Origin of the sequence: Streptomyces sp. MAR4 CNX-425, from assembly GCF_048656465.1 — a bacterium.
Taxonomy (GTDB): domain Bacteria; phylum Actinomycetota; class Actinomycetes; order Streptomycetales; family Streptomycetaceae; genus Streptomyces.
Genome location: NZ_JBMDLF010000002.1, coordinates 725,777 through 744,629, shown reverse-complemented (window position 1 = coordinate 744,629; position 18,853 = coordinate 725,777). Strand labels below are relative to the sequence as shown.

Below are 18,853 nucleotides of genomic sequence, written 5' to 3'. Positions count from 1 at the left end.
GGACTCCTCCCCGCGTACGACGGGCCGGTCGCGTACGCGGATCCGCGTACGCCGGCGGCCGCTCCGCGCCCGACGCCCCGCGGCGCCGGCGCACCGACCATGAGCGCATGGTCACTCCACACACCGGCGCACCCGGGTCGCCCCCGGGCACGTACGCCGTCGACGTCGACGGGCTGACGAAGAGCTACGGCGACCACACGGCCGTGGACGACGTCAGCTTCGGCGTCCGCCCCGGCACCGTGACCGGCTTCCTCGGCCCGAACGGCGCCGGCAAGTCGACCACGATGCGCATGCTGGTCGGCCTGACGCCGCCGACCGCGGGCGGCTGCACGGTCCTCGGCCGCGCGTACCGGCGGCTGCCGAACCCCGGGCGGCACGTCGGCGTGCTGCTGGACGCCTCCGCGCAGCACTCGGGACGTACCGGACGCGAGATCCTCACCCTCGGCACGATGATGATGGGCCTGGCCGCCGCGCGCGTCGACGAGGTGCTCGACCTCGTCGGCCTCACGCCCGCCGAGGCCCGCCGCCGCACCGGCGACTACTCGCTCGGCATGCGCCAGCGGCTCGGCGTGGGCCACGCGCTGCTCGGCGAGCCGCGGGTGCTCATCCTGGACGAGCCGGCCAACGGCCTCGACCCCGCGGGCATCCACTGGATGCGCGGCCTGCTGCGCGACTTCGCCGACCGCGGCGGCAGCATCCTGCTCTCCTCGCACCTGCTGCGCGAGGTCGAGGTGATCGCCGACGAACTCGTCGTCATCGGCCGGGGGCGGATCGTCGCGCAGGGCACCAAGCGGGAACTGCTCGCCGCCGCGGGCACGTTCGTCCGCGCCGCCGACGACGGCGCGCTCGCGGCGGCGCTGACCGGGGCGGGCATCGGCCACACGCCCGCCGACGGCGGCGGCTTCCACGCCCCCGTGCCCGCCGACCGGGTCTCCCGCGCCGCGGCCGGCGCCGGCGTGCAGGTCGTCGAGCTGCGCGACGCCGGAGAGACGGGCCTTGAGGACATGTTCCTGCGGCTGACCGCCGACCACGCCAGGGACGGGGACGCGACACGGACGACGAAGGGCGGAGCGCGACGATGACGACCCACCACCTCACCGACGCGGGCCGTCCGCCCGCGTCCGCCGCGGAGCGGACCGGCATCCCCTTCGGCCGGCTGCTCCGCACCGAACTGCGCAAGCTCCGCGACACCCGGGCGGGCCGGTGGCTGCTCGTCGCCATCCTCGCCGTGACCCCGGTGATCGTCGCCGTCATGGTGGTGACCGCCGACCCGGGGGACCTGACGTACGAGGACTTCGTCAACGTCACCCAGACCCCGCAGAAGCTCCTGCTCCCGGTCGTGGGGATCCTCACCGTGACGACGGAGTGGAGTCAGCGCACCGGGCTGGTCACCTTCACCCTGGAACCCGACCGCCGGCGGGTGCTGCTCGCCAAGGCGTGCGCGACGCTGCTGCTGGGCGTGCTGGTGCTGGCCGTCACCTTCCTGTCGGCCGCCGCGGGCAACCTGCTCGGCGCGGCCCTGCGCGACGGCGACGGCAGCTGGGCGTTCGGCGCGGGCAGCTACCTCGACATCGCCGTGGTGCTGCTGAGCGGGCTGATGATGGGCTTCGCGTTCGGGATGCTGCTGCTGGTCAGCGCGCCCGCGATCGTCGCGTTCTTCGTGCTGCCCAACCTCTCCAGCGTGCTGTTCAACCAGGTGCCGGCGGCCGAGGAGGCCGGCTCGTGGGTGGACTTCAACCTGGCCCTCAGCGAGCTGTACGACCACGGGCTGACCGCCGGCGAGTGGCTGCGGGTGCTCACCGCGGACCTGGTCTGGGTCGTGCTGCCGGCCGCCGCCGGCGCGCTCCGCGTGCTGCGCAGCGAGGTCAAGTCCGGTTGACCGGGCCCGGGTCGAGGCCCGCCCCCGGCCCCGGTACCGCCCGGTCCCGGCCGCGCTCCCGCCGGGTCTGGGCGCTGCCGGTCGTCGCGGTGGCCGCCGGGACGGCGCTCGTCGCCACGTACCTGACGTCCGGCCCCGGCGGGGCCCGCTCCGGCGCGCGGGACGGCCTCCACCACGCTCTGCTCACCGGCCACGTCCTGACCGCGTTCGTCGCGCTCGTGCTCGGCCCGCCGCAGCTCGTCCCCGCGCTCCGGGCCCGCCGCCGCGTACACCGCGCGCTCGGCCGCGCCTACCTCCTCGCGGGGGTGCTGCCCGCGGCGCTGACCGGCGTTCCGGTGGCCCTGCTGTCCGGCCGTACCGTCACCCAGGTCGGCCTGACCGTCCCGGCCCTCGGCTGGCTGGTCACCGGCTGGCTCGCGTACTGCGCGGCCCGCGGCCGGGACTTCGAGGCGCACCGCCGCTGGATGATGCGCAACTACGCGCTCACCTTCCTCGCCGTCACCGCCCGCGCCGTCGTCCCGGTTCTGCTGATCGCCGGCGCGCCCTTCCGGGACGACGCGGCGGGCGGCGGGGCGGTGGACGACGTGATCCCGGTCGGCCAGGTCCTGGGCTGGGTCGTCAACCTGGCCGTGGCCGAGGTGCTGATCAGGCGGCGGGCGGCAGGGCGTCGGCGACCGCCGCGGCGGCGTCGGCGAGGAGCGCGTCGTCGGGGGTGGCGTCCCGTTCGGGACGGTGGGACATGACGGCCATGACGAGGGGCGGGCGGCCCGGGGGCCAGACGACCGCGATGTCGTTGCGCGCGCCGTAGGTGCCGCCCGTGCCGGACTTGTCGCCGACCTCCCAGCCCTCCGGCACCCCGGCGCGGATCAGGGTGCCGCCGGTGGTGCTGGTGCGCAGCCACGTCGTGAGCTGCGCGCGGCCGGGCCGGTCGAGCGCGTCGCCCAGGACGAAGGCGCGCAGGTCGCGCGCCAGCGTGCGCGGCGTGCTCGTGTCGCGGGTGTCGCCCGGGGTCCAGCGGCTCAGTTCGGGTTCGTCGCGCACCATGCGGGTGACGTCGTCGCCGACGGCCTCCAGCTCGGCGTCCATGCCCGCGGGACCGCCCAGCTCGGCGAGGATCAGGTTGGCGGCGGCGTTGTCGCTGAAGCGGACGGCGGCGGCGCAGAGGTCGCGGAGGGTCATGCCCGTCGCGACGTGTTCGGCGGTCACCGGGGAGTGGGCGACGAGGTCGTCCGCGGAGTACGTGACCACCGTGTCCAGCTCCCGCTCCGAGCGCGTGCGCAGCACCACGCCCGCGGCCAGCGCCTTGAACGTCGAGGCGTACGGGAAGCGTTCGCCGGCGTGGTACGCGACCTCCCGCCCCGTGCCGGTGTCGACGGCGTAGACGCCGAGGCGCGCGCCGTACTCGCGCTCCAGGGCGGCCAGCTCGCGTACGTACGGCGCCGGGGACGGCGACGGCGACGGAGACGGCGGCGGAGACGGCGCAGCGGCGGAGCCGCTCGCCGGCGGGGGCTTCGCGGCGGGGCCGCCGTCCCCGCCGCAGGACGTCAGCGGGACGAGGACGAGCGCGCAGAGGGCGCCGACCGCGGCGCGGTGGGTGCGGGTGGGCCGCATGCTCCGGGAACCTCCGGGTTGGTCTGTGCCGCCACCACCCTCACCCATCCGGCGATCACCCGTCCACCGGTCACGCCGCGGACAGGGCCAGCACCCCGAGCAGCGAGGTCGCCACGCCCGCCCGCTGGGTGCGGGCGAGCCGTTCGCGCAGCACGACGCGGGCCATGGCGATGGTGACGACGGTGTGCAGCGACCCCAGCACGGCGACCACGCCGACCAGGCCCCGGGTGGCGGCGAAGGCGTAGAGGGAGTCGGCGGTGACGACGAGGACGCCGATCAGGGCGATCGCCGGGAGGTCGGTCTTCGCCACGGCGACGCGCCGGCCGCGCGCCACCAGGGCCGCCGCCACGGCCGCCGCCACGAAGAGCACCGCCGTCAGCCGCGCCGTGAACAGCGCCCAGCCGACGTCCCCTTCGGTGGCGGAGCCCATGGTGAAGAAGAAGGTGCCGAAGCCGAGGGCGGCGGTCCCGCCGTAGAGCAGGCTGGGCAGCAGCCGGGCGCCGGCCGGGCCGTCCCCGTCGCCGTCCCCTTCGCCGGTGCCGGGTGCGCCCGGCGCGTACGCGGTGACGACCAGCCCGGCGAGCGCGAGCCCCAGCCCGGCGAGGTGCAGCGGCCCCGGTACCTCGCCGGCGGCGAGCCCCGCCAGCAGCGGCACCACCGGGGCGAGCGCGGCCACCGGCGCCACGATACTCATCGTGCCCACGGCGAGCCCGCGGTACAGCGCGGCGATGCCGACGACCTCGCCGAGCCCCGCCAGGGCGGCGAGCGCGAGGGTGCGGGTGTCGGGCAGGGGCGCGGCCCGGACGACGGCGGTGGCGGTGAGCACCGCGAGCGAGACCCCCTGGGAGACCAGCAGGACCAGCGGCAGCGGCACGGTCCGGCTCTTCAGCCCGCCGACGAAGTCGGAGATCCCCCAGCCCACCGCCGCGCCGAGGGCGAGGAGGACGGCGATCACGGCGCATCCGTTCGCATGAGTTCCCTCCAAATTCGTTACGTGTAACTAATACGCCGAGGTTCGTTACATGTCAACAACCTTCGGCTAGGCTCGGCGGCATGGACCGAGCACAGGAAGCGTGGACCGCCTACCGCCGGCTGCGGCTGCTCGTGGACGCCGAGGTCGCGCGCGACCTGGAGCGGCGGACCGGCCTCTCCATGCCCGACTACGACGTGCTCGAAGCCGTCGCCGAGCTGGGCGCCGAGGAGCAGTGCGTCCGGGTCGGCGGCCTCGCCGCCCGCATGGGCTGGGCGCACGCCCGCCTCTCCCGCCAGCTGGCCCGGATGGAGCGGCGCGACCTCATCGCCCGGGAGCCGTGCGAGCGCGACGGCCGGGGCGACGACGTGCTGCTGACCGAGGCGGGGCGGCGCGCGTACGAGACCGCCCGCCCGGGCCATCTCGCATCGGTCCGGCGGCACTTCACGGGGCCGCTGTCCGCCGCCCAGCTCGACCAGCTGGCCGCCATCGCGCGGACCCTCGCCGCCGGCCGCGAGCCGCGCTGACGCCCCGGCGCCGCGCGCCCCGAGCGCCCGCGAAGGAGGCCGGGAACTGTCCTCATTTGCGGCTACGGTGACGGGAAGCCGCCGACCGAGAGGCACTGCCCATGACCATCGTCGTCACCACCCCCACCGGCCGCGTCGGATCCCGCGCCGTCCGCCTGCTGTTGCAGGCCGGCGTACGCCCCCGGGTGCTCGCCCGCGACCCCGCCCGGCTGGACCCGGCGACCCGCGAACTCGTCGACGTACGGCGCGGCGACCTGACCGACGCCGCGTTCGTCCGCGAGGCGACGGCCGGGGCCCGGACCGTCTTCTGGGCCGACCCGACCCCGCCCATCGGGGCCGACCCGGTCGCGGACTCCGAGCGGACCGCGGCGGGCCTCGTCGAGGCCGCCCGCGCCGGCGACGTCGCGCGGGTCGTCCTGCTCAGCAGCGTCGGGGCCGAGCTGCGCCGCGGCGCCGGGCACATCGACGCGCTGGGCCGGATCGAGGAGAGCCTCGACGCCACCGGCGCCGACACCCTGCACCTGCGCTGCGGCTACTTCTTCAGCAACCTCGCCATGTCCCTGGACGACCTGGCCGGCGGCGTGCTGCCCACGCAGTTCCGCCCCGAGCGCCCCCTGGCGTGGGTCGACCCGCGCGACGTCGGCGACGTCGTCGCCGCGCGGCTGCTCGCCGGGGACTGGCACGGGCGCGTGGTGCAGGGCGTGCACGGGCCCGAGGACCTGAGCTTCGCGCGGGTCGCGGAGATCCTCACCGGGGCGCTGGGCCGCCCGGTGCGGGTGCGGGCCGTCGGCGACGACGACGTACGCGCCGCGCTGGCCGGGGCGGGGCTGCCGCCGGGCGCCGTGGAGAGCGTCGTCGGCATGGCCGCGGGCACCCGGGACCTGGTCCCCGAGCAGCCGCGCGACGTGGTCACCACGACGCCCACCACGCTCGCCGCCTGGGCGTACGCCCACCTGCGGCCGCTGGTCGACGAGGCGGTGCGCGACGGGGCGGGGAGCGGCGCCGCCGCCTGACCGCATGCCCCCGGGCCCGGCCGCGCCGCCCGCGCCGCCGCGTCACTGCACCGCCTCCGCCTCGCCCCCGGCCTCCGCCCCGGCGCCCGCCTTCGGCCCGGCACGGCCCCCGGCCCGCGGCAGGTACCGCAGCGAGACGGCCCCCAGCGCCGCGTGCAGCAGCGCCGCGACGAGCGCGGCGGCGTGCAGCCCGGTGACGAACGCGGACTCCGCGTCCCCGGCGGCCGCCGCCGTGATCCCCGGCACCCGCAGCGTCTCGGTGAGCGTGCCGGCCAGGTCCGGGCCCTGCAACCGGAAGACCAGCGCCGCGAGCGAGCCGAGCAGCGCGATGCCGAGGGCGTTGCCCAGCTCGTTGCTCGTCTCGGCGATCGCCCCGGCCGCGCCGGCGCGCTCCGGCGGCACCGCGCCGACGGCGGTCTCGGCGACGACGCTGAACGAGATGCCGTAGCCGACGCCGGCGACGGCGGTGGACGCGACGTACCAGCCGGTGCCGCCCGAGACCCCCGTGGGCAGGATCAGCAGCAGGCCCCCGGCGACGAGGAAGTGGGAGGCGAGCAGCGCGGCCCGGGTGCCGCGGCGCGCCACCACCGCGGGCGCGACGACGGTGGTGACGGTGAGCACGACGGCGCCGGGGAGGGTGACGAGGGCCGCGTCGAAGGCGTCGAGCCCGCGTACGGACTGGAGGTAGACGCCGCCGAGGTAGGCCACCGCCGACCAGGCCGCCAGCGGCAGCAGCCCGGTGACGGCCGCGATCGCGAACACCCGGTCGCGGAAGAGGCGCAGGTCGACCAGCGGGTGCGGCAGCCGCAGCTGGCGGCGTACGAACCACCGGAGCAGGACGACGCCCGCGCCGGCCGCGGCGAGCGGGACGGCCGCCGGGCCCTCCGCCGCCGTGTGCTTGATCCCGTAGACCGCCAGCAGGATGCCCGCGGCGGACAGCGCGACGCTCCGCGCGTCGACACGGCCCGGCCCCCCGGTGCGTACCTTGCGCAGCAGCCGCGGCGCCAGCAGCAGGAACAGCGCGACCACCGGCAGGTTGATCAGGAACACCGAGCCCCACCAGAAGTGCGCGAGCAGCTGCCCGCCGACGACCGGGCCGAGCGCGAAGCCCGCGGCGAAGGCCGCCGCGAAGATCCCGATGGCCTGCGCCCGCTGCCGGGCGTCGGTGAACAGCTCGCTCAGCACCGCGAGCGCCGACGGCAGCAGCGTGGCGCCGGCCACGCCCATGAGCACCCGGAAGGCGATCAGCAGCTCCGCCGACGGCGCGAACGCCGCGCCCGCGGACGCGGCGCCGAAGAGCGCCGCCCCGATCATCAGCAGCCGGAGCCTGCCGTAGCGGTCGCCGATGTTGCCGAAGGCGATGAGCAGCGAGCCGACCGCGAAGCCGTAGCCGTCGAGGATCCACAGCGCCTGGTCCGCGGACGGCGACAGGTCCGCGGTGATCCGGGCCGTCGCCAGGAACAGCACCGAGCCGTCCATCGCGACCAGCAGCACCGGGCCGAGCACCACGAGCAGCCCGAGCCAGGCCCGCCGCCCGGGGGCGGGGGGAGCGGCGGGGCCGGGGGGAGAAGAGGCAGGTCGTACGTCCATGGCCACGACGGTGCTCCGCGGCGGGCCCGGCAGCCATCCCCGCGCCGTGGGTACACCCCGCGGGGATACCCGGGGCGGGCCCGCGACCGCTCACGCCCGCGTAGCCTCGGAGCCATGGAACCGGAGAGCCTCGGGGCGTACCTGAAGACCCGCCGCGACCGGGTCACGCCCGCCGCCGCCGGACTCGGCACCTACGGCGCCGTCCGCCGCGTGCCGGGCCTGCGCCGCGAGGAACTGGCGCAGCTCGCCGGGGTGAGCGCCGGCTACTACACGCGGCTGGAGCAGGGGCAGGCCGGCACCGCCTCCCGGCAGGTGCTCGACGCCCTCGCCCGGGTGCTGCGGCTGGACCCGGCCGAGTCGGCCCACCTGCACAACCTCGCCCGCCGCCCGGCCGCGCCGCGGCTGACCCGCCCCGCCCCCGAGGAGCCGCACCCCCGGGTGCTGGCGCTGCTGGCGTCGCTGGCCGAGACCACGCCGGCCGTCGTGCTCGGCCGCCGCGGCGACGTGCTGGCCTGGAACCGCACCGGGCACGCGCTCGTCGCCGAGCACGTCGGCTTCGACGCGCCCCGCGACCCCGCGCACCGCCCGTCCGTCCCCCGGATGTTCTTCCTCGACCCGCTCGTGCGGGACCAGCACGCCAACTGGGCGGAGCTGGCCCGCATCCACGTCGCCTACCTGCGGCTGACCGCCGGCCGCTACCCGGCCGACGCCCGCCTCGCCGAGCTGATCGGTGAACTCGCCATGCGCAGCGCCGACTTCGCCGCCCTGTGGGCCACGGGCGACGTCGCCGACTGCACCGTCGGCGCCATGGACCTGCGGCACCCCACCGTCGGCGCGCTCGACGTCGACTACCAGGTCTGGCTCCAGCCCGACAGCCCCGATCACCGGCTGGAGGTCTACACGCCCCGCGACTCCGCCGCGGCGGACGCGCTCCGGCTGCTGGCCGCCCCGTGGCAGTCGGCGCCCGCCCGGCCCGCCGCCGCCGACGCCCCCGCCGCCCCCGATGCCTCCGCCGCCCCGGGTGACCTCGGTGCACGGGCAGGGTAGGCGCGACGGCCGGGAACGGCCGGAGGCGCACGGGCAGGGCGGGGAGAAGAGCCGCCAGGCGGCCTCCTTCGGCGCGGCGGCCGCCGCCTACGAGCGCGGCCGCCCGCCCTACCCGCCCGAGGCGGTGGCCTGGCTGGTGCCCGCCGGCGCCCGCACGGTGGTCGACGTCGGCGCCGGCACCGGCAAGCTGACCCGCGCGCTGGCCGCCCCCGGCCGGGAGGTCGTCGCCGTGGAGCCCTCCGCCGGCATGCGCGAGCAGTTCGCCCGCGTGCTCCCCGGGACGAGGGTCCTGGCGGGCACCGCCGAGGCGGTCCCCCTGCCCGACGCGAGCGCGGACACCGTCGTCAGCGCCCAGGCGTGGCACTGGGTGGACCCCGCCCGGGCCGTGCCGGAGGCCGCCCGGGTGCTGCGGCCCGGCGGGCGGCTGGCCCTGGTGTGGAACAGCCGCGACGAGTCGGTGCCCTGGGTCGCCGAGCTGGGCCGCATCCTGCGCGAGTACGCCGCGGCGCCCGCCGAGGACCGCCAGACCGACCGCGTCGGCGCGCCCTTCGGGCCGGTCGAGCGGCGCGACTTCCGCTGGCGGCACCCGGTGTCCGCCGCGGAGATCGCGGACATGGTCGCGTCCCGCAGCTACGTGATCACGCTGGCGCCCGCCGTCCGCGCCCGCCTGCTGGACCGGGTCCGCGCGCTGCTCGCCGCGGAGCGACCGGGTGAGATGCCGTACGTGACCGAGTGCCACCGCGCCCACCGATGAGTTTCGCGGGGCCGGGTGGTCTATCCGTAGGGAAAGGCAATCCCCGAACGCCGGAGGACCACCATGACCGCCAAGGCACTGCCGCCCGTCGTCGACGCCGAGACGTGGCGGCGCGAACTGGATGAACTGCGCGTCCGGGAGAAGGCCGCGACCCGGGAGCTGGACGCCGTCGCCGCGCAGCGGCGCCGGCTGCCGATGGTCGAGATGCCCGACTACACCCTGGAGGGTGAGGAGGGGCCCGTCCGTCTCGTCGACATCTTCGACGGCAAGTCGCAGCTGATCGTCTACAACCACATGTGGTTCGAGGGCAAGGAGTGGCAGTGCGGGGGCTGCACGAGCCTCACCACCCAGTACACCCGGCTGGGCTTCCTCGACCCCTACGACGCGCGGTTCGTCATCGTGACGCAGGGCCCGATCGACGAGGCGCTCGCGTACAAGAAGCGCGTCGGCAACAAGATGACCTGGTACTCCACCGCGAACAGCCCCTTCGGCGCCGACGTCGACGCCCCGCCCGGCGGCGGGTTCGGCTTCAACGTCTTCCTGCGCGACGGCGGCACCGTCTACCGCACCTGGCACACCAACGGCCGCGGGGCCGAGCAGCTGAGCTACACGTTCCCGCTGGTCGACGTGCTGCCGTACGGCCGCCAGGAGGAGTGGCAGGACTCGCCGGAGGGCTGGCCGAAGTCGCCGGCGTACAGCGGGTGGCTCGACTCGAAGGATGTCGCCCGCCTCTACGGCGAGGACGCGTAGGGCCCCGGCCGGCTCCGGCCGGAGGGCGACCGCGGCCTGCCGCCGGCCGGGGCCGCCCCGCTAGGGTCGGGCCGTGCTTCTGTTCGTGCGGATGCGGGAGTCCCGGGTGCGCGGGGCGCTGGCGCGGGCCCGGCGGCGGGAGGGGGAGGGCGACCACCGGGAGGCGCTGCGCGACTACCGCGCGGCGCTGCGGCAGCACCGCCGGCTCCTCGACCGCGGCCACCTCCTCACCGGCGTCGACGTCCGCGTCACGGCCACCGCCGGGATCCACCGCGCCCTGCGCGAGCTGCACCGCCACGCCCCCGCCGAGACCCGCGCCGGCCTCACCGCGGAGCTGGCCGCCGCGCGCGCCGCCGCGCTCCGCGCGGTGCTCGGCCGCGCCCGCGGCCACCGCGAGCGGGGCCTGCTCGCCGACGCCCAGCGCGACTTCCGGACCGTCGTCGACGACGGCGAGGGCAACGGCGACGGAGCCGGCGGCCTGCCGGGCGAGGCCGCCCGCGAGCTCGCCGAAATGATCGACGACGCCCGCGGCAACCCGCGCCACGACCGCTACCCCGACACCCCGTACGACCGCGACCAGCCCCGGCCCGTCCGCACCCCCGCGCCCGGCTCCCGCGCCCGCCTCCGCGCGCTCGGCTACGCCACCGAGGCCGACGCCCGCGCCGCCGCCGTCCGCCTCTGCCGCACCGCCCTCGCCCACCCCACCCCCGTGTTCGAACGCCACGGCGTCTCCGCGCTCCTCGCTCAGCTGCTGGAGGACGACGGCGACGCCGAAGGCGCGGCCGCCGCCCGCGCGCACGGCCGGATACCCCTCCTCCTCGACGGGGCCCTGACCGACGCCGGCCACAGCCACGCGCACTCCCGGGCCCAGGAGTTCGCCCCGTACGTCATCGCCCGGCTGCGCCCCGCCGAGACCGTCGAGCACCTGCGCTGGTCCACCCTGACGCTGCCGCACCCCCCGGGTTCGTACCGGACGGGCTACCTCCTCCGCACCGGCGAACGGCTGCTGTTCCTGGAGGACTTCTTCTATCCGCACCTCCGCGGGGACGACGGGCGGCCGCCCCCCTACGAGGCGCTGGCCGTCGAACGCGCCCACGTCCGCGGCACGTTCGCCACGGACGAGCGCGGCGGCGTCCGCTGGCACCTGACGTTCGGGCCCCGCGCCGACGGCGCGATGGCGCACCAGGGCGAGGTCTTCGTGGCCCTCGGCAAGGACCCCGGGCCGTGGCGGAACGCCGCCGGTGCACCCGGCTAACCTGGCCCGATGACGCGATTCGACGGGTACGCGGTGCTGGTCACGGGCGCCGGGCAGGGCATCGGGGAAGCGGTCGCGCGGCGGTTCGCCGCGGAGGGCGCCCGCGTCCTCGTCACCGACCGGGACGGCGGCCGCGCCGAGCGCGCCGCCGCCGCCGTCCGCGCGGCCGGCGGTACGGCCGCGGCGCGGGCGTGCGACGTGACGGACGGCGCGGCGGTCCGGGCGGCGGTCGCGTACGCCGCGGAGTCCTTCGGCGGGCTGCACGTGCTCGTCAACAACGCCTACTCCGTCCACCTCGACCCGCCCCGCTTCGAGGACGGGCAGGAGCCGGCCTGGTACGAGGACTTCGAGGTCACCCTGCACGGCGCGGCGCGCTGTGCCCGCGCGGCGCTGCCGCTGCTGGCCGGGGCGCCGGGGCGGGCCGCGATCGTCAACATCGGCTCGGTCAACGCCGAACGCCACTACGGCGAGCACGCCTACAGCGCCGCCAAGGCCGCGCTCGTCTCCCTCACCCGCACCCTGGCCGTGGAGAGCGCGGCGCGCGGCGTGCGCGTGAACCTCGTCGAGCCCGGCACCGTCCGCACCGCGGTCTGGGAGGGCCGGCCCGAGGTCCTGGCCCGGGTCGTCGAGCACTACCCGCTGGGCCGCGTCGGCGAGCCGGACGACGTCGCGGCGGCGGTCGCGTTCCTCGCCTCGCGCGACGCGGCGTGGATCACCGGCGTGGCCCTCCCGGTGGACGGCGGGCTGCTGGCGAGCCATCTCGCGATGTCCCGCGGCATGTCGGGCGACGGCGCGGGCGATGGCGGGGGCGGCGGGGCGGCCCCCGGCGTGTAGGCGCGCGCGGGCCGTAAAGTTCGGGCCAAGGCGCGGTTCCGCCGCCCGCGGCGGGTTACTCTACGCCGGGTAGCGTCAGTCTTGTCAGCGAGCGCCCCTCACCCGCGGAGGACCGATGGCGGTGCCGATGCCGGCAGCGTACGGGCCGGAGAACCGGCCCGGCGGCGACCACGAGCGCGGCGGCCGGCCCGTCTGCAGGTCCGTCCTCGGCTCCCGGCTGCGCCGGCTCCGCCGCGAACGCAACGTCCAACTGCAGGAGGCCGCCCGGGAGATCGGCGCCTCCGTCGCCAAGCTCTGCCGGCTGGAGCTGGGCCAGGGCGGCTGCAAGGACCACGACGTCGCGGCGCTGCTGGACTACTACGGTGTCGTGGACGAGGACGAGCTGGACGAGTACGCGGCGCTGACCCGCGGCGCCAACGCGCCGAGCTGGTGGCAGGAGTACAGCGACCTGATACCCAGCCGGGCGGAGACCCACCTCGGCCTGGAGGAGGCCGCCACCGTCATCCGCGCCTACCAGTCCCAGCGCATCCCGGAGCTGCTGCAGACCCCCGCGTACGCCCGTGCCGTGACGCAGCTCGGCTACCCGCTCGACCCGGCGCAGACGGTGGAGCGCCGCCTGCACCTCCTCGAACGCCGCCAGCAGGCCCTCACCCGCGCCGACCCGCCGCGCTGCTGGGTGCTGCTGGACGAGGCGGCGCTGCGGCGCTCCGTCGGCGGCCCGGAGGTGATGGACGGCCAGCTGGCGCACCTGCTGCGGCTGCACGTCGACCACCCGACGGTCACGCTGGACGTGGTGCCGCTGGCGGCGGGCGGCCCGGCGGTGATGGCGCAGTCGCTGACGCTGCTGCGGTTCGCCGAGCCGGAACTGCCGGACGTGGTCTGCCTCGACCAGCTCTCCGGCACGGTCCGCATCGACAAGCCGAGCGAGGTCGACCGCTACCGCCTGGCCATGGACAACCTCGCCGCGGCCGCCAGCGCCGGCACCGACACCGCGGAGTTCCTGACCCGCCTGCTGCACGGACGCTGACGACACCCCGCCCGACCCGCTGTTCCGCCCCCGCGCACCCACCGGCCACACTGGCCCCATGACGGAAACGGAATCCTTCGCGTACGACGTGGTCGTCCTCGGTGCCGGGCCGGTGGGCGAGAACGTCGCCGACCGCACCCGCGCCGCCGGGCTGTCCACCGCGATCGTCGAGAGCGAGCTGGTCGGCGGGGAGTGCTCGTACTGGGCGTGCATGCCCAGCAAGGCCCTGCTGCGGCCGGTGATCGCGCGCGCCGACGCCCGCCGGGTCCCCGGGCTGAGCGGGCTGGCGGCGGGCGACCTCGACGTGCCCGCGGTCCTCGCCCACCGGGACGCGTACACCTCGCACTGGCGGGACGACGGACAGGTCGGCTGGCTGGACGGCATCGGCGCCGACCTCTACCGCGGGCAGGGCCGCCTCGCCGGGCCGCGCACGGTGACCGTGACCGACGCCGACGGCGGGGTCCGCACCCTCACCGCCGGCCACGCCGTCGCCGTCTGCACCGGCAGCCGCGCCTCGCTGCCCGACCTGCCCGGGGTCGCCGACGTCGCCCCGTGGACCAGCCGGGAGGCCACCAGCGCCGCGAGCGTCCCCGGCCGGCTGATCGTGGTCGGCGGCGGCGTGGTCGGCGTCGAGATGGCGACCGCCTGGCAGGCCCTCGGCTCCCGGGTCACCCTGATCGTCCGCGGCGACGGCCTGCTGGACCGCATGGAGCCCTTCGCCGGCGAACTGGTCGCCGAGGCGCTGGCCGAGGCCGGGGCGGAGATCCGTACCGGCACCTCCGTCACCTCCGTGGCCCGCGAGAACGGCACCGTGGTCGCGACCACCGACGCCGGCGACACGGTCGAGGCCGACGAGATCCTCTTCGCCACCGGCCGCGCCCCGCGCACCGACGACATCGGCCTGGAGACCGTGGACCGCACGCCCGGCTCCTGGCTGCCCGTCGACGACAGCCTGCGGGTCGAGGGCAGCGAGTGGCTGTACGCGGTCGGGGACGTCAACCACCGCGCGCTGCTCACCCACCAGGGCAAGTACCAGGCGCGGATCGCGGGCGCCGCGATCGCCGCCCGCGCCCGGGGCGGGCCGCTACCGGAGCCGGCCCCGTGGGGCGCGCACGCCGCGACCGCCGACCACGGCGCCGTGCCGCAGGTCGTCTTCACCGACCCGGAGGCCGCGGCCGTCGGGCTGTCGCTGGCCGAGGCGGTACGGGCCGGCCACCGGGTGCGCGCGGTGGACGTGGAGCTCGGTTCGGTGGCGGGCGCGGGGCTGTACGCGGACGGCTACCGCGGGCGGGCGCGCATGGTCGTCGACCTCGACGAGGAGATCCTGCGCGGCGTCACGTTCGTCGGGCCGGGGGTGGGGGAGCTGATCCACTCGGCGACGGTCGCGGTCGCCGGGCAGGTGCCGGTGAGCCGGCTGTGGCACGCGGTCCCCGCGTACCCGACGATCAGCGAGGTGTGGCTGCGGCTGCTGGAGGCGTACCGCGGCTGAGCGCCCGGCCGCCCGGGCTCCCGCGCGGCCGGAACCGGCGAAAACCCGTCGCGCGCCCCGCGCCGCGGTCGCTACCCTCCGTCTGGCGCCGCGGGACGCGCGGTCGCGCGGGGGAGGAGACGGGGATGGCCGACGGGCGGGCGGGGAGCGGGCGGCTGCGGCTGCTGCTGGACCAGTTCGACATGGCGCGGGAGAACGCCGAGCTGCGGCTCTCCGGGCTCGGCGACGAGGAGTTCCGGTGGGAGCCGGTGCCCGGGTGCTGGTCGATCCGGCGCCGGGCGGAGGCGGTCACGCCCGGGGCGTACGGGCCGGGGGAGTGGGTGCTCGACAGGGGCGCCCCCGACATCCCCCACAGCGAGTACGCCGGGGTCGTCGAGGACGTCGCCGGCGGCATGTCCGTCGAGAAGGTCGCCGCGGACTGGCACGTGAGCGTCGAGCGGGTCCGCGAGGTGCTCGCGTACACCGGCCCGCTGGAGCCCGACACGGCCCCGGTCACCACCATCGCCTGGCGGCTGGGGCACCTGCACACCGGCATCGCCGGCGGCTGGGAGTGGACCTTCGGCGAGCGGCGGCGGGACCCGAAGCTGCTGGTCGACTTCACGCCCGACGCCGGGCAGGCGGTGGCGCGCTTCTGGGAGAGCGTCGACCGCTGGCGCGCCGGCGTCGCCACGGTCACCGACGAGCAGCTCGACACGGTCGGCTTCTCGCAGTACCCGTACGCCTCCGACCCCGACGAGAAGTACGTCGACGTGCTGTGGGCGGGCAATCTGGAGTTCATTCACCACATGGCCGAGATCGCGCTGCTGCGCGACCTGTGGCGGGCCCGCTCCGGCGGCTCCGGGAACGCCGCCGGCTGAGCGCCGCGCGCCCCGTGCGCCCGGCCGGGCGCACGGGGCCCGCGGGCCGCGTACCGTACGGGCTCAGAGGCCGAACTCCGAGGGCGGCAGGCCCAGCGCCGTGCACGCCTCGCGGAGCACCTGCTGCTCGGCCGGGTCGGTGTGGCCGTCGGCGCCGGCGATCACGAACCCGGTCTGGATCACCGCCCGCGCCTCCGCCGGCTTCTTCTTCGCCTTGGCGATCTCCTGCATCGCCTCCGCCTTGCCCTGCTGGAAGTTCACCGTGAGCCGGTCGAGGTGCTGGGTGAACCGCTGCCGCAGCTGCTCCGGCGGGAAGTTCTGCAGCACGTCGTTGCTCACGATCAGCGAGTCCATGCGCTCCCGCTCGGCGGGGTGCACGTGCCCGTCCGCGGCGGCCACGAGCGCGCAGACCGCCATGCTGGCGTCGCGGTACGCGCCGCTCTTCAGCTCCGACTTCATCGAGCTGAGCTGCGACTTGAACAGGCTCATCAGCTGGGCCTTGGACCCGCCGCCGGAGCCCGTGCCGCCGGAGCCCGTCCCGCCGGGCCGCGCACCGCCGCCCCGGGACTGCTGAAGACCCTTGGCCTGGTCCTTGATCCGATCAAACATCGACACTGCATGCCACCTCGGGTTGCGGGCGTGCTGCCCGGCTCATCGGTTCCGGTCAGTCTCTCAACGCGCCCGCAGGACGGTGAGGTTCCGCATGGCCCCCGTCCGGGGGAACCGGCCGGGGCGCGGCGCCGTCGAAACCGGCGTACGGGGGAGGCGAAGGGGGACGTATGACGGGGGACCGGACCGTGCCGTGGCGGCGCCGCGGCGGGTGGACGGTGGCCGCCGCGGTCGTCGCGGGGGTGCTGCTGGTGGCGAGCGTGTGGTGGGCGGTGGCCGACTCGACGGGGCCGCCGGGGCCGCCCGGGTCCGGGCCGGACGGCGGCGGCACGGTGGTGGCCGGGGCGGATGCCGTGCACTTCGAGCAGGGGCACGGGCTCGCGGGCGTCAGCACGGTGCTGCGCTCGCCGGCGGACGTGCGGGTGTTCGCCGGCCGGTACCCGCAGGACGGCGTCGGCGCCGAGCTGCGGGAGAAGCTGCTCGGCCGCGACCTGGATGCCGAGGCGCTGGTCGCCCTGGCCTGGGGCAGCGGCTGTACGAGCGCGGAGGGCGCGGTGCTGACGTACGCCGAGGGCACCGGCTACTCCGCGCGGCTGACCGGCACCACGACGTACCAGACCTGCGAGAGCCCGTGGGAGGTGCTCGCGGTCTTCGCCGTCCCCGAGGAGGACGTCGGCGCCGAGCCCCTCATCGGCGGCACCTCGCCCGACCCGCCGGGGCCGGCCACGTTGCTCGCCCACGCGCCGCTGGAGGGCCGCGGCGCGGCGGCGCGCGGGCCGCGGGCCGCCGAGGTCAGCCAGCCCGACCAGTTCGAGGACTTCGTACGCCCGCTGCCCGAGGAGGCGGCGAGGCTGCTGGAGAGCGAGCTGGGCGGCGTCTACGACGCGGAGCTGCCGGGCCCCGCGCGGCGGTTCGCCTTCGAGGGGCGCGGCTGCGGCGAAAAGGCGCGGCTGGAGATCACGGCGGAGCGGCTGCGGCCGCTGCCGGCCGACGGCTCGTGCCGGGATCCGCGGCCGTACGTGGCGGTGTTCGCGGTGCCGGCCGACCGGGTGCCGGCGAGCGCGGTGATCGGCGGCTGACCGGTTCGAAAGTTTCGTTCGACATAGCGAAAGTGGCCGGAAACCCCTGTTGTCGTGTTCAGGCCACCTCTCTACGGTGTGGGAGCGCTCCCGAGAAATCCGGAGGTACCCCCCATGCGCTTCCACCCGCTCCGCCGGCACCGGGCACCCGCCTGGGCCGTGGCCGCCGTCGTGGCCGTCGCGGCGGTCCTCGCCGGGACCCTCGACGCGCGGCCGGACGCCGCGGCGGCACCCTTCCAGCCCGTCGCGCAGGCCGACCCGCCGGTCGAGGACGACGGCGCCGACTGCCCCGTACCCGACCAGCCCACGCCGAGCGACCCCCTGCTGCCCGACCCCTTCACCCGGCTGGACGGCACCCGGATCTCCACCGTCGCCGACTGGCGCTGCCGCCGCGCCGAGATCAGGGAGCTGGCGGAGCGCACGGTCTACGGCCAGAAGCCGGCGAAGCCGGCGAGCGTCACCGGCGACGTCTCCTCGTCCCGCATCACCGTGAACGTCTCGCACCAGGGCCGCAGCGCCGGCTTCTCGGCCGGGGTCGACCTGCCGAGCGGCAGCGGCCCGTTCCCCGCCGTCATCGTCTTCGGCGGCTTCGGCGCGGACACCGCCGCCATCAAGGCCGCCGGCGCCGCCGTCATCAGCTTCGACCCGTACGCCGTGGGCCGCGAGGGCACCCCGCGCGACAACAAGCAGGGCGCCTTCTACAGCGTCTACGGCTCCTCCAGCGGCACCGGGCTCCTCATGGCCTGGGCCTGGGGCGTGAGCCGGATCATCGACGTCGTCGAGCAGTCGGACGGCAGCGTGCTGCGGGCGGAGGCGACCGGCGTCACCGGCTGCTCCCGCTTCGGCAAGGGCGCGTTCGTGGCCGGCGCGTTCGACCAGCGCATCGCGCTGACCATGCCGATCGAGTCGGGGACCGCCGGCGCGCCCGCCCTGCGCGCCGTCGCGCGGGAGAGCGGCGCACAGCCGCTGAGCAGCGCGTACTCCGAACAGCCCTGGCTGGGAGACGCGTTCGGCTCCTACACCGGCGACCCGGCCCGGCTGCCCGTGGACACCCACGAAATGGTCGGCATGGTCGCGCCGCGCGGGCTGTTCCTCATGGAGAACCCGCACGTCGACTGGCTCGGCGCCACGTCCGGCAGCGTGGCGGCGCTCGGCGGCGCGGAGGTCTACCAGGCGCTCGGCGCCGGCCAGAACATCAGCTACTGGTCCGACGTGCAGGACGGCACGCACTGCGCCTCGCGGCCCGAGTGGCGCGGGCCGCTCCAGCAGAGCATCGCGGCGTTCCTGCACGGTACGGGCAGCGCCCCCGGCGTGTTCCGGATCTCGCCGCGGAAGGCCGGCGACCTCGCCGAGTGGCGCGACTGGCGGACCCCGGTCCTCACCGCCGGCGGCTGACCCCGCGCCGCCCCGCCACCCCCTCGGCGTACGCCCGCCCGAGGGGGTGGCTCTGCGCGGGAGTTGCGGCGCTCTCTGTGAGACGTTGTGGTGGGTGACCGGCGCGCGGCGGGCCGCCGCGCCGGGTCGCCGGGGCCGCGACGTGACGAGGAGGAGCGCTGAGGTTC

19 protein-coding genes are annotated in these 18,853 nt (G+C 76.7%); 15 read left to right on the top strand and 4 right to left on the bottom strand.

Translation table 11 applies throughout. The features are described 5' to 3' along the window. Window positions 1-107: 107 nt before the first annotated feature. The 3 genes from ACHZ99_RS08485 to ACHZ99_RS08475 are packed head-to-tail and all read left to right on the top strand — an operon-like array spanning window position 108 to window position 2,622. Window positions 108-1,082 carry an ABC transporter ATP-binding protein gene (locus tag ACHZ99_RS08485; RefSeq protein WP_420303778.1) on the top strand — a complete coding sequence of 325 codons (975 nt, stop codon included), beginning with the start codon at window positions 108-110 and terminating at the stop codon, window positions 1,080-1,082. Further along, entirely contained in the window at window positions 1,079-1,879 is an 801-nt protein-coding gene (locus ACHZ99_RS08480) for an ABC transporter permease (protein WP_420303777.1), read from the top strand. Before ACHZ99_RS08485 ends, ACHZ99_RS08480 begins: the two co-directional genes overlap by 4 nt. After that, window positions 1,876-2,622, top strand: coding sequence for a DUF2306 domain-containing protein (locus tag ACHZ99_RS08475; RefSeq protein WP_420303776.1), 747 nt, complete (start codon window positions 1,876-1,878; stop codon window positions 2,620-2,622). Before ACHZ99_RS08480 ends, ACHZ99_RS08475 begins: the two co-directional genes overlap by 4 nt. Here the strand turns inward: ACHZ99_RS08475 and bla are convergent. Beyond that, window positions 2,525-3,490, bottom strand: coding sequence for a class A beta-lactamase (bla, locus tag ACHZ99_RS08470; protein WP_420303775.1), 966 nt, complete (start codon window positions 3,488-3,490; stop codon window positions 2,525-2,527). The genes ACHZ99_RS08475 and bla overlap by 98 nt on opposite strands. Before the next feature lie 70 nt (window positions 3,491-3,560). Then, window positions 3,561-4,445: an EamA family transporter gene (locus tag ACHZ99_RS08465; RefSeq protein ID WP_420303774.1), complete on the bottom strand. Its 885-nt coding sequence runs from the start codon at window positions 4,443-4,445 to the stop codon at window positions 3,561-3,563. Window positions 4,446-4,543: 98 nt separating this feature from the next. On the opposite strand from ACHZ99_RS08465, the gene ACHZ99_RS08460 reads away from it, so the two are divergent. Then, window positions 4,544-4,987, top strand: a complete 444-nt coding sequence (locus ACHZ99_RS08460; protein ID WP_420303773.1) for a MarR family winged helix-turn-helix transcriptional regulator — start codon at window positions 4,544-4,546, stop codon at window positions 4,985-4,987. A gap of 101 nt (window positions 4,988-5,088) precedes the next feature. Then, on the top strand, window positions 5,089-6,000 hold the full coding sequence (locus tag ACHZ99_RS08455) for an NAD(P)H-binding protein (RefSeq protein WP_420303772.1): 912 nt from the start codon (window positions 5,089-5,091) through the stop codon (window positions 5,998-6,000). 42 nt (window positions 6,001-6,042) lie between these two features. Here ACHZ99_RS08455 and ACHZ99_RS08450 read toward each other — a convergent pair whose 3' ends face one another. Next, window positions 6,043-7,596, bottom strand: a complete 1,554-nt coding sequence (locus ACHZ99_RS08450) for an MFS transporter (protein ID WP_420303771.1) — start codon at window positions 7,594-7,596, stop codon at window positions 6,043-6,045. A 108-nt stretch (window positions 7,597-7,704) separates the two neighbouring features. On the opposite strand from ACHZ99_RS08450, the gene ACHZ99_RS08445 reads away from it, so the two are divergent. The 8 genes from ACHZ99_RS08445 (at window position 7,705) to ACHZ99_RS08410 (ending at window position 15,603) form a co-directional block, all read left to right on the top strand. Further along, on the top strand, window positions 7,705-8,637 hold the full coding sequence (locus ACHZ99_RS08445; protein WP_420303770.1) for a helix-turn-helix domain-containing protein: 933 nt from the start codon (window positions 7,705-7,707) through the stop codon (window positions 8,635-8,637). Continuing rightward, the gene (locus ACHZ99_RS08440; protein WP_420303769.1) at window positions 8,621-9,391 is read left to right on the top strand and encodes a class I SAM-dependent methyltransferase; all 771 of its coding nucleotides are present in this window, start codon (window positions 8,621-8,623) and stop codon (window positions 9,389-9,391) included. The genes ACHZ99_RS08445 and ACHZ99_RS08440 overlap by 17 nt, the downstream gene beginning before the upstream one ends. Before the next feature lie 63 nt (window positions 9,392-9,454). Beyond that, window positions 9,455-10,141, top strand: a complete 687-nt coding sequence (locus ACHZ99_RS08435) for a DUF899 domain-containing protein (RefSeq protein ID WP_420303768.1) — start codon at window positions 9,455-9,457, stop codon at window positions 10,139-10,141. Between the two features lie 73 nt (window positions 10,142-10,214). Further along, window positions 10,215-11,396 (top strand): hypothetical protein, encoded by a 1,182-nt coding sequence (locus ACHZ99_RS08430; protein ID WP_420303767.1) that lies wholly within the window; start codon window positions 10,215-10,217, stop codon window positions 11,394-11,396. A gap of 9 nt (window positions 11,397-11,405) precedes the next feature. Then, on the top strand, window positions 11,406-12,230 hold the full coding sequence (locus ACHZ99_RS08425; protein ID WP_420303766.1) for an SDR family NAD(P)-dependent oxidoreductase: 825 nt from the start codon (window positions 11,406-11,408) through the stop codon (window positions 12,228-12,230). 115 nt (window positions 12,231-12,345) lie between these two features. Continuing rightward, window positions 12,346-13,257 carry a DUF5753 domain-containing protein gene (locus ACHZ99_RS08420; protein WP_420303765.1) on the top strand — a complete coding sequence of 304 codons (912 nt, stop codon included), beginning with the start codon at window positions 12,346-12,348 and terminating at the stop codon, window positions 13,255-13,257. A gap of 58 nt (window positions 13,258-13,315) precedes the next feature. Further along, window positions 13,316-14,746 (top strand): dihydrolipoyl dehydrogenase family protein, encoded by a 1,431-nt coding sequence (locus ACHZ99_RS08415; RefSeq protein WP_420303764.1) that lies wholly within the window; start codon window positions 13,316-13,318, stop codon window positions 14,744-14,746. 125 nt (window positions 14,747-14,871) lie between these two features. Beyond that, complete coding sequence (locus ACHZ99_RS08410; RefSeq protein WP_420303763.1) at window positions 14,872-15,603, top strand: DinB family protein; 732 nt, start codon at window positions 14,872-14,874, stop codon at window positions 15,601-15,603. Between the two features lie 63 nt (window positions 15,604-15,666). Here ACHZ99_RS08410 and ACHZ99_RS08405 read toward each other — a convergent pair whose 3' ends face one another. Next, window positions 15,667-16,212 carry a tellurite resistance TerB family protein gene (locus tag ACHZ99_RS08405; protein WP_420304020.1) on the bottom strand — a complete coding sequence of 182 codons (546 nt, stop codon included), beginning with the start codon at window positions 16,210-16,212 and terminating at the stop codon, window positions 15,667-15,669. A 170-nt stretch (window positions 16,213-16,382) separates the two neighbouring features. Between ACHZ99_RS08405 and ACHZ99_RS08400 the strand changes: the two genes are divergently transcribed. Then, window positions 16,383-17,291: a hypothetical protein gene (locus tag ACHZ99_RS08400; RefSeq protein WP_420303762.1), complete on the top strand. Its 909-nt coding sequence runs from the start codon at window positions 16,383-16,385 to the stop codon at window positions 17,289-17,291. Between the two features lie 114 nt (window positions 17,292-17,405). Next, window positions 17,406-18,686, top strand: coding sequence for a cellulose-binding protein (locus tag ACHZ99_RS08395; protein WP_420303761.1), 1,281 nt, complete (start codon window positions 17,406-17,408; stop codon window positions 18,684-18,686). Window positions 18,687-18,853: the final 167 nt, after the last annotated feature.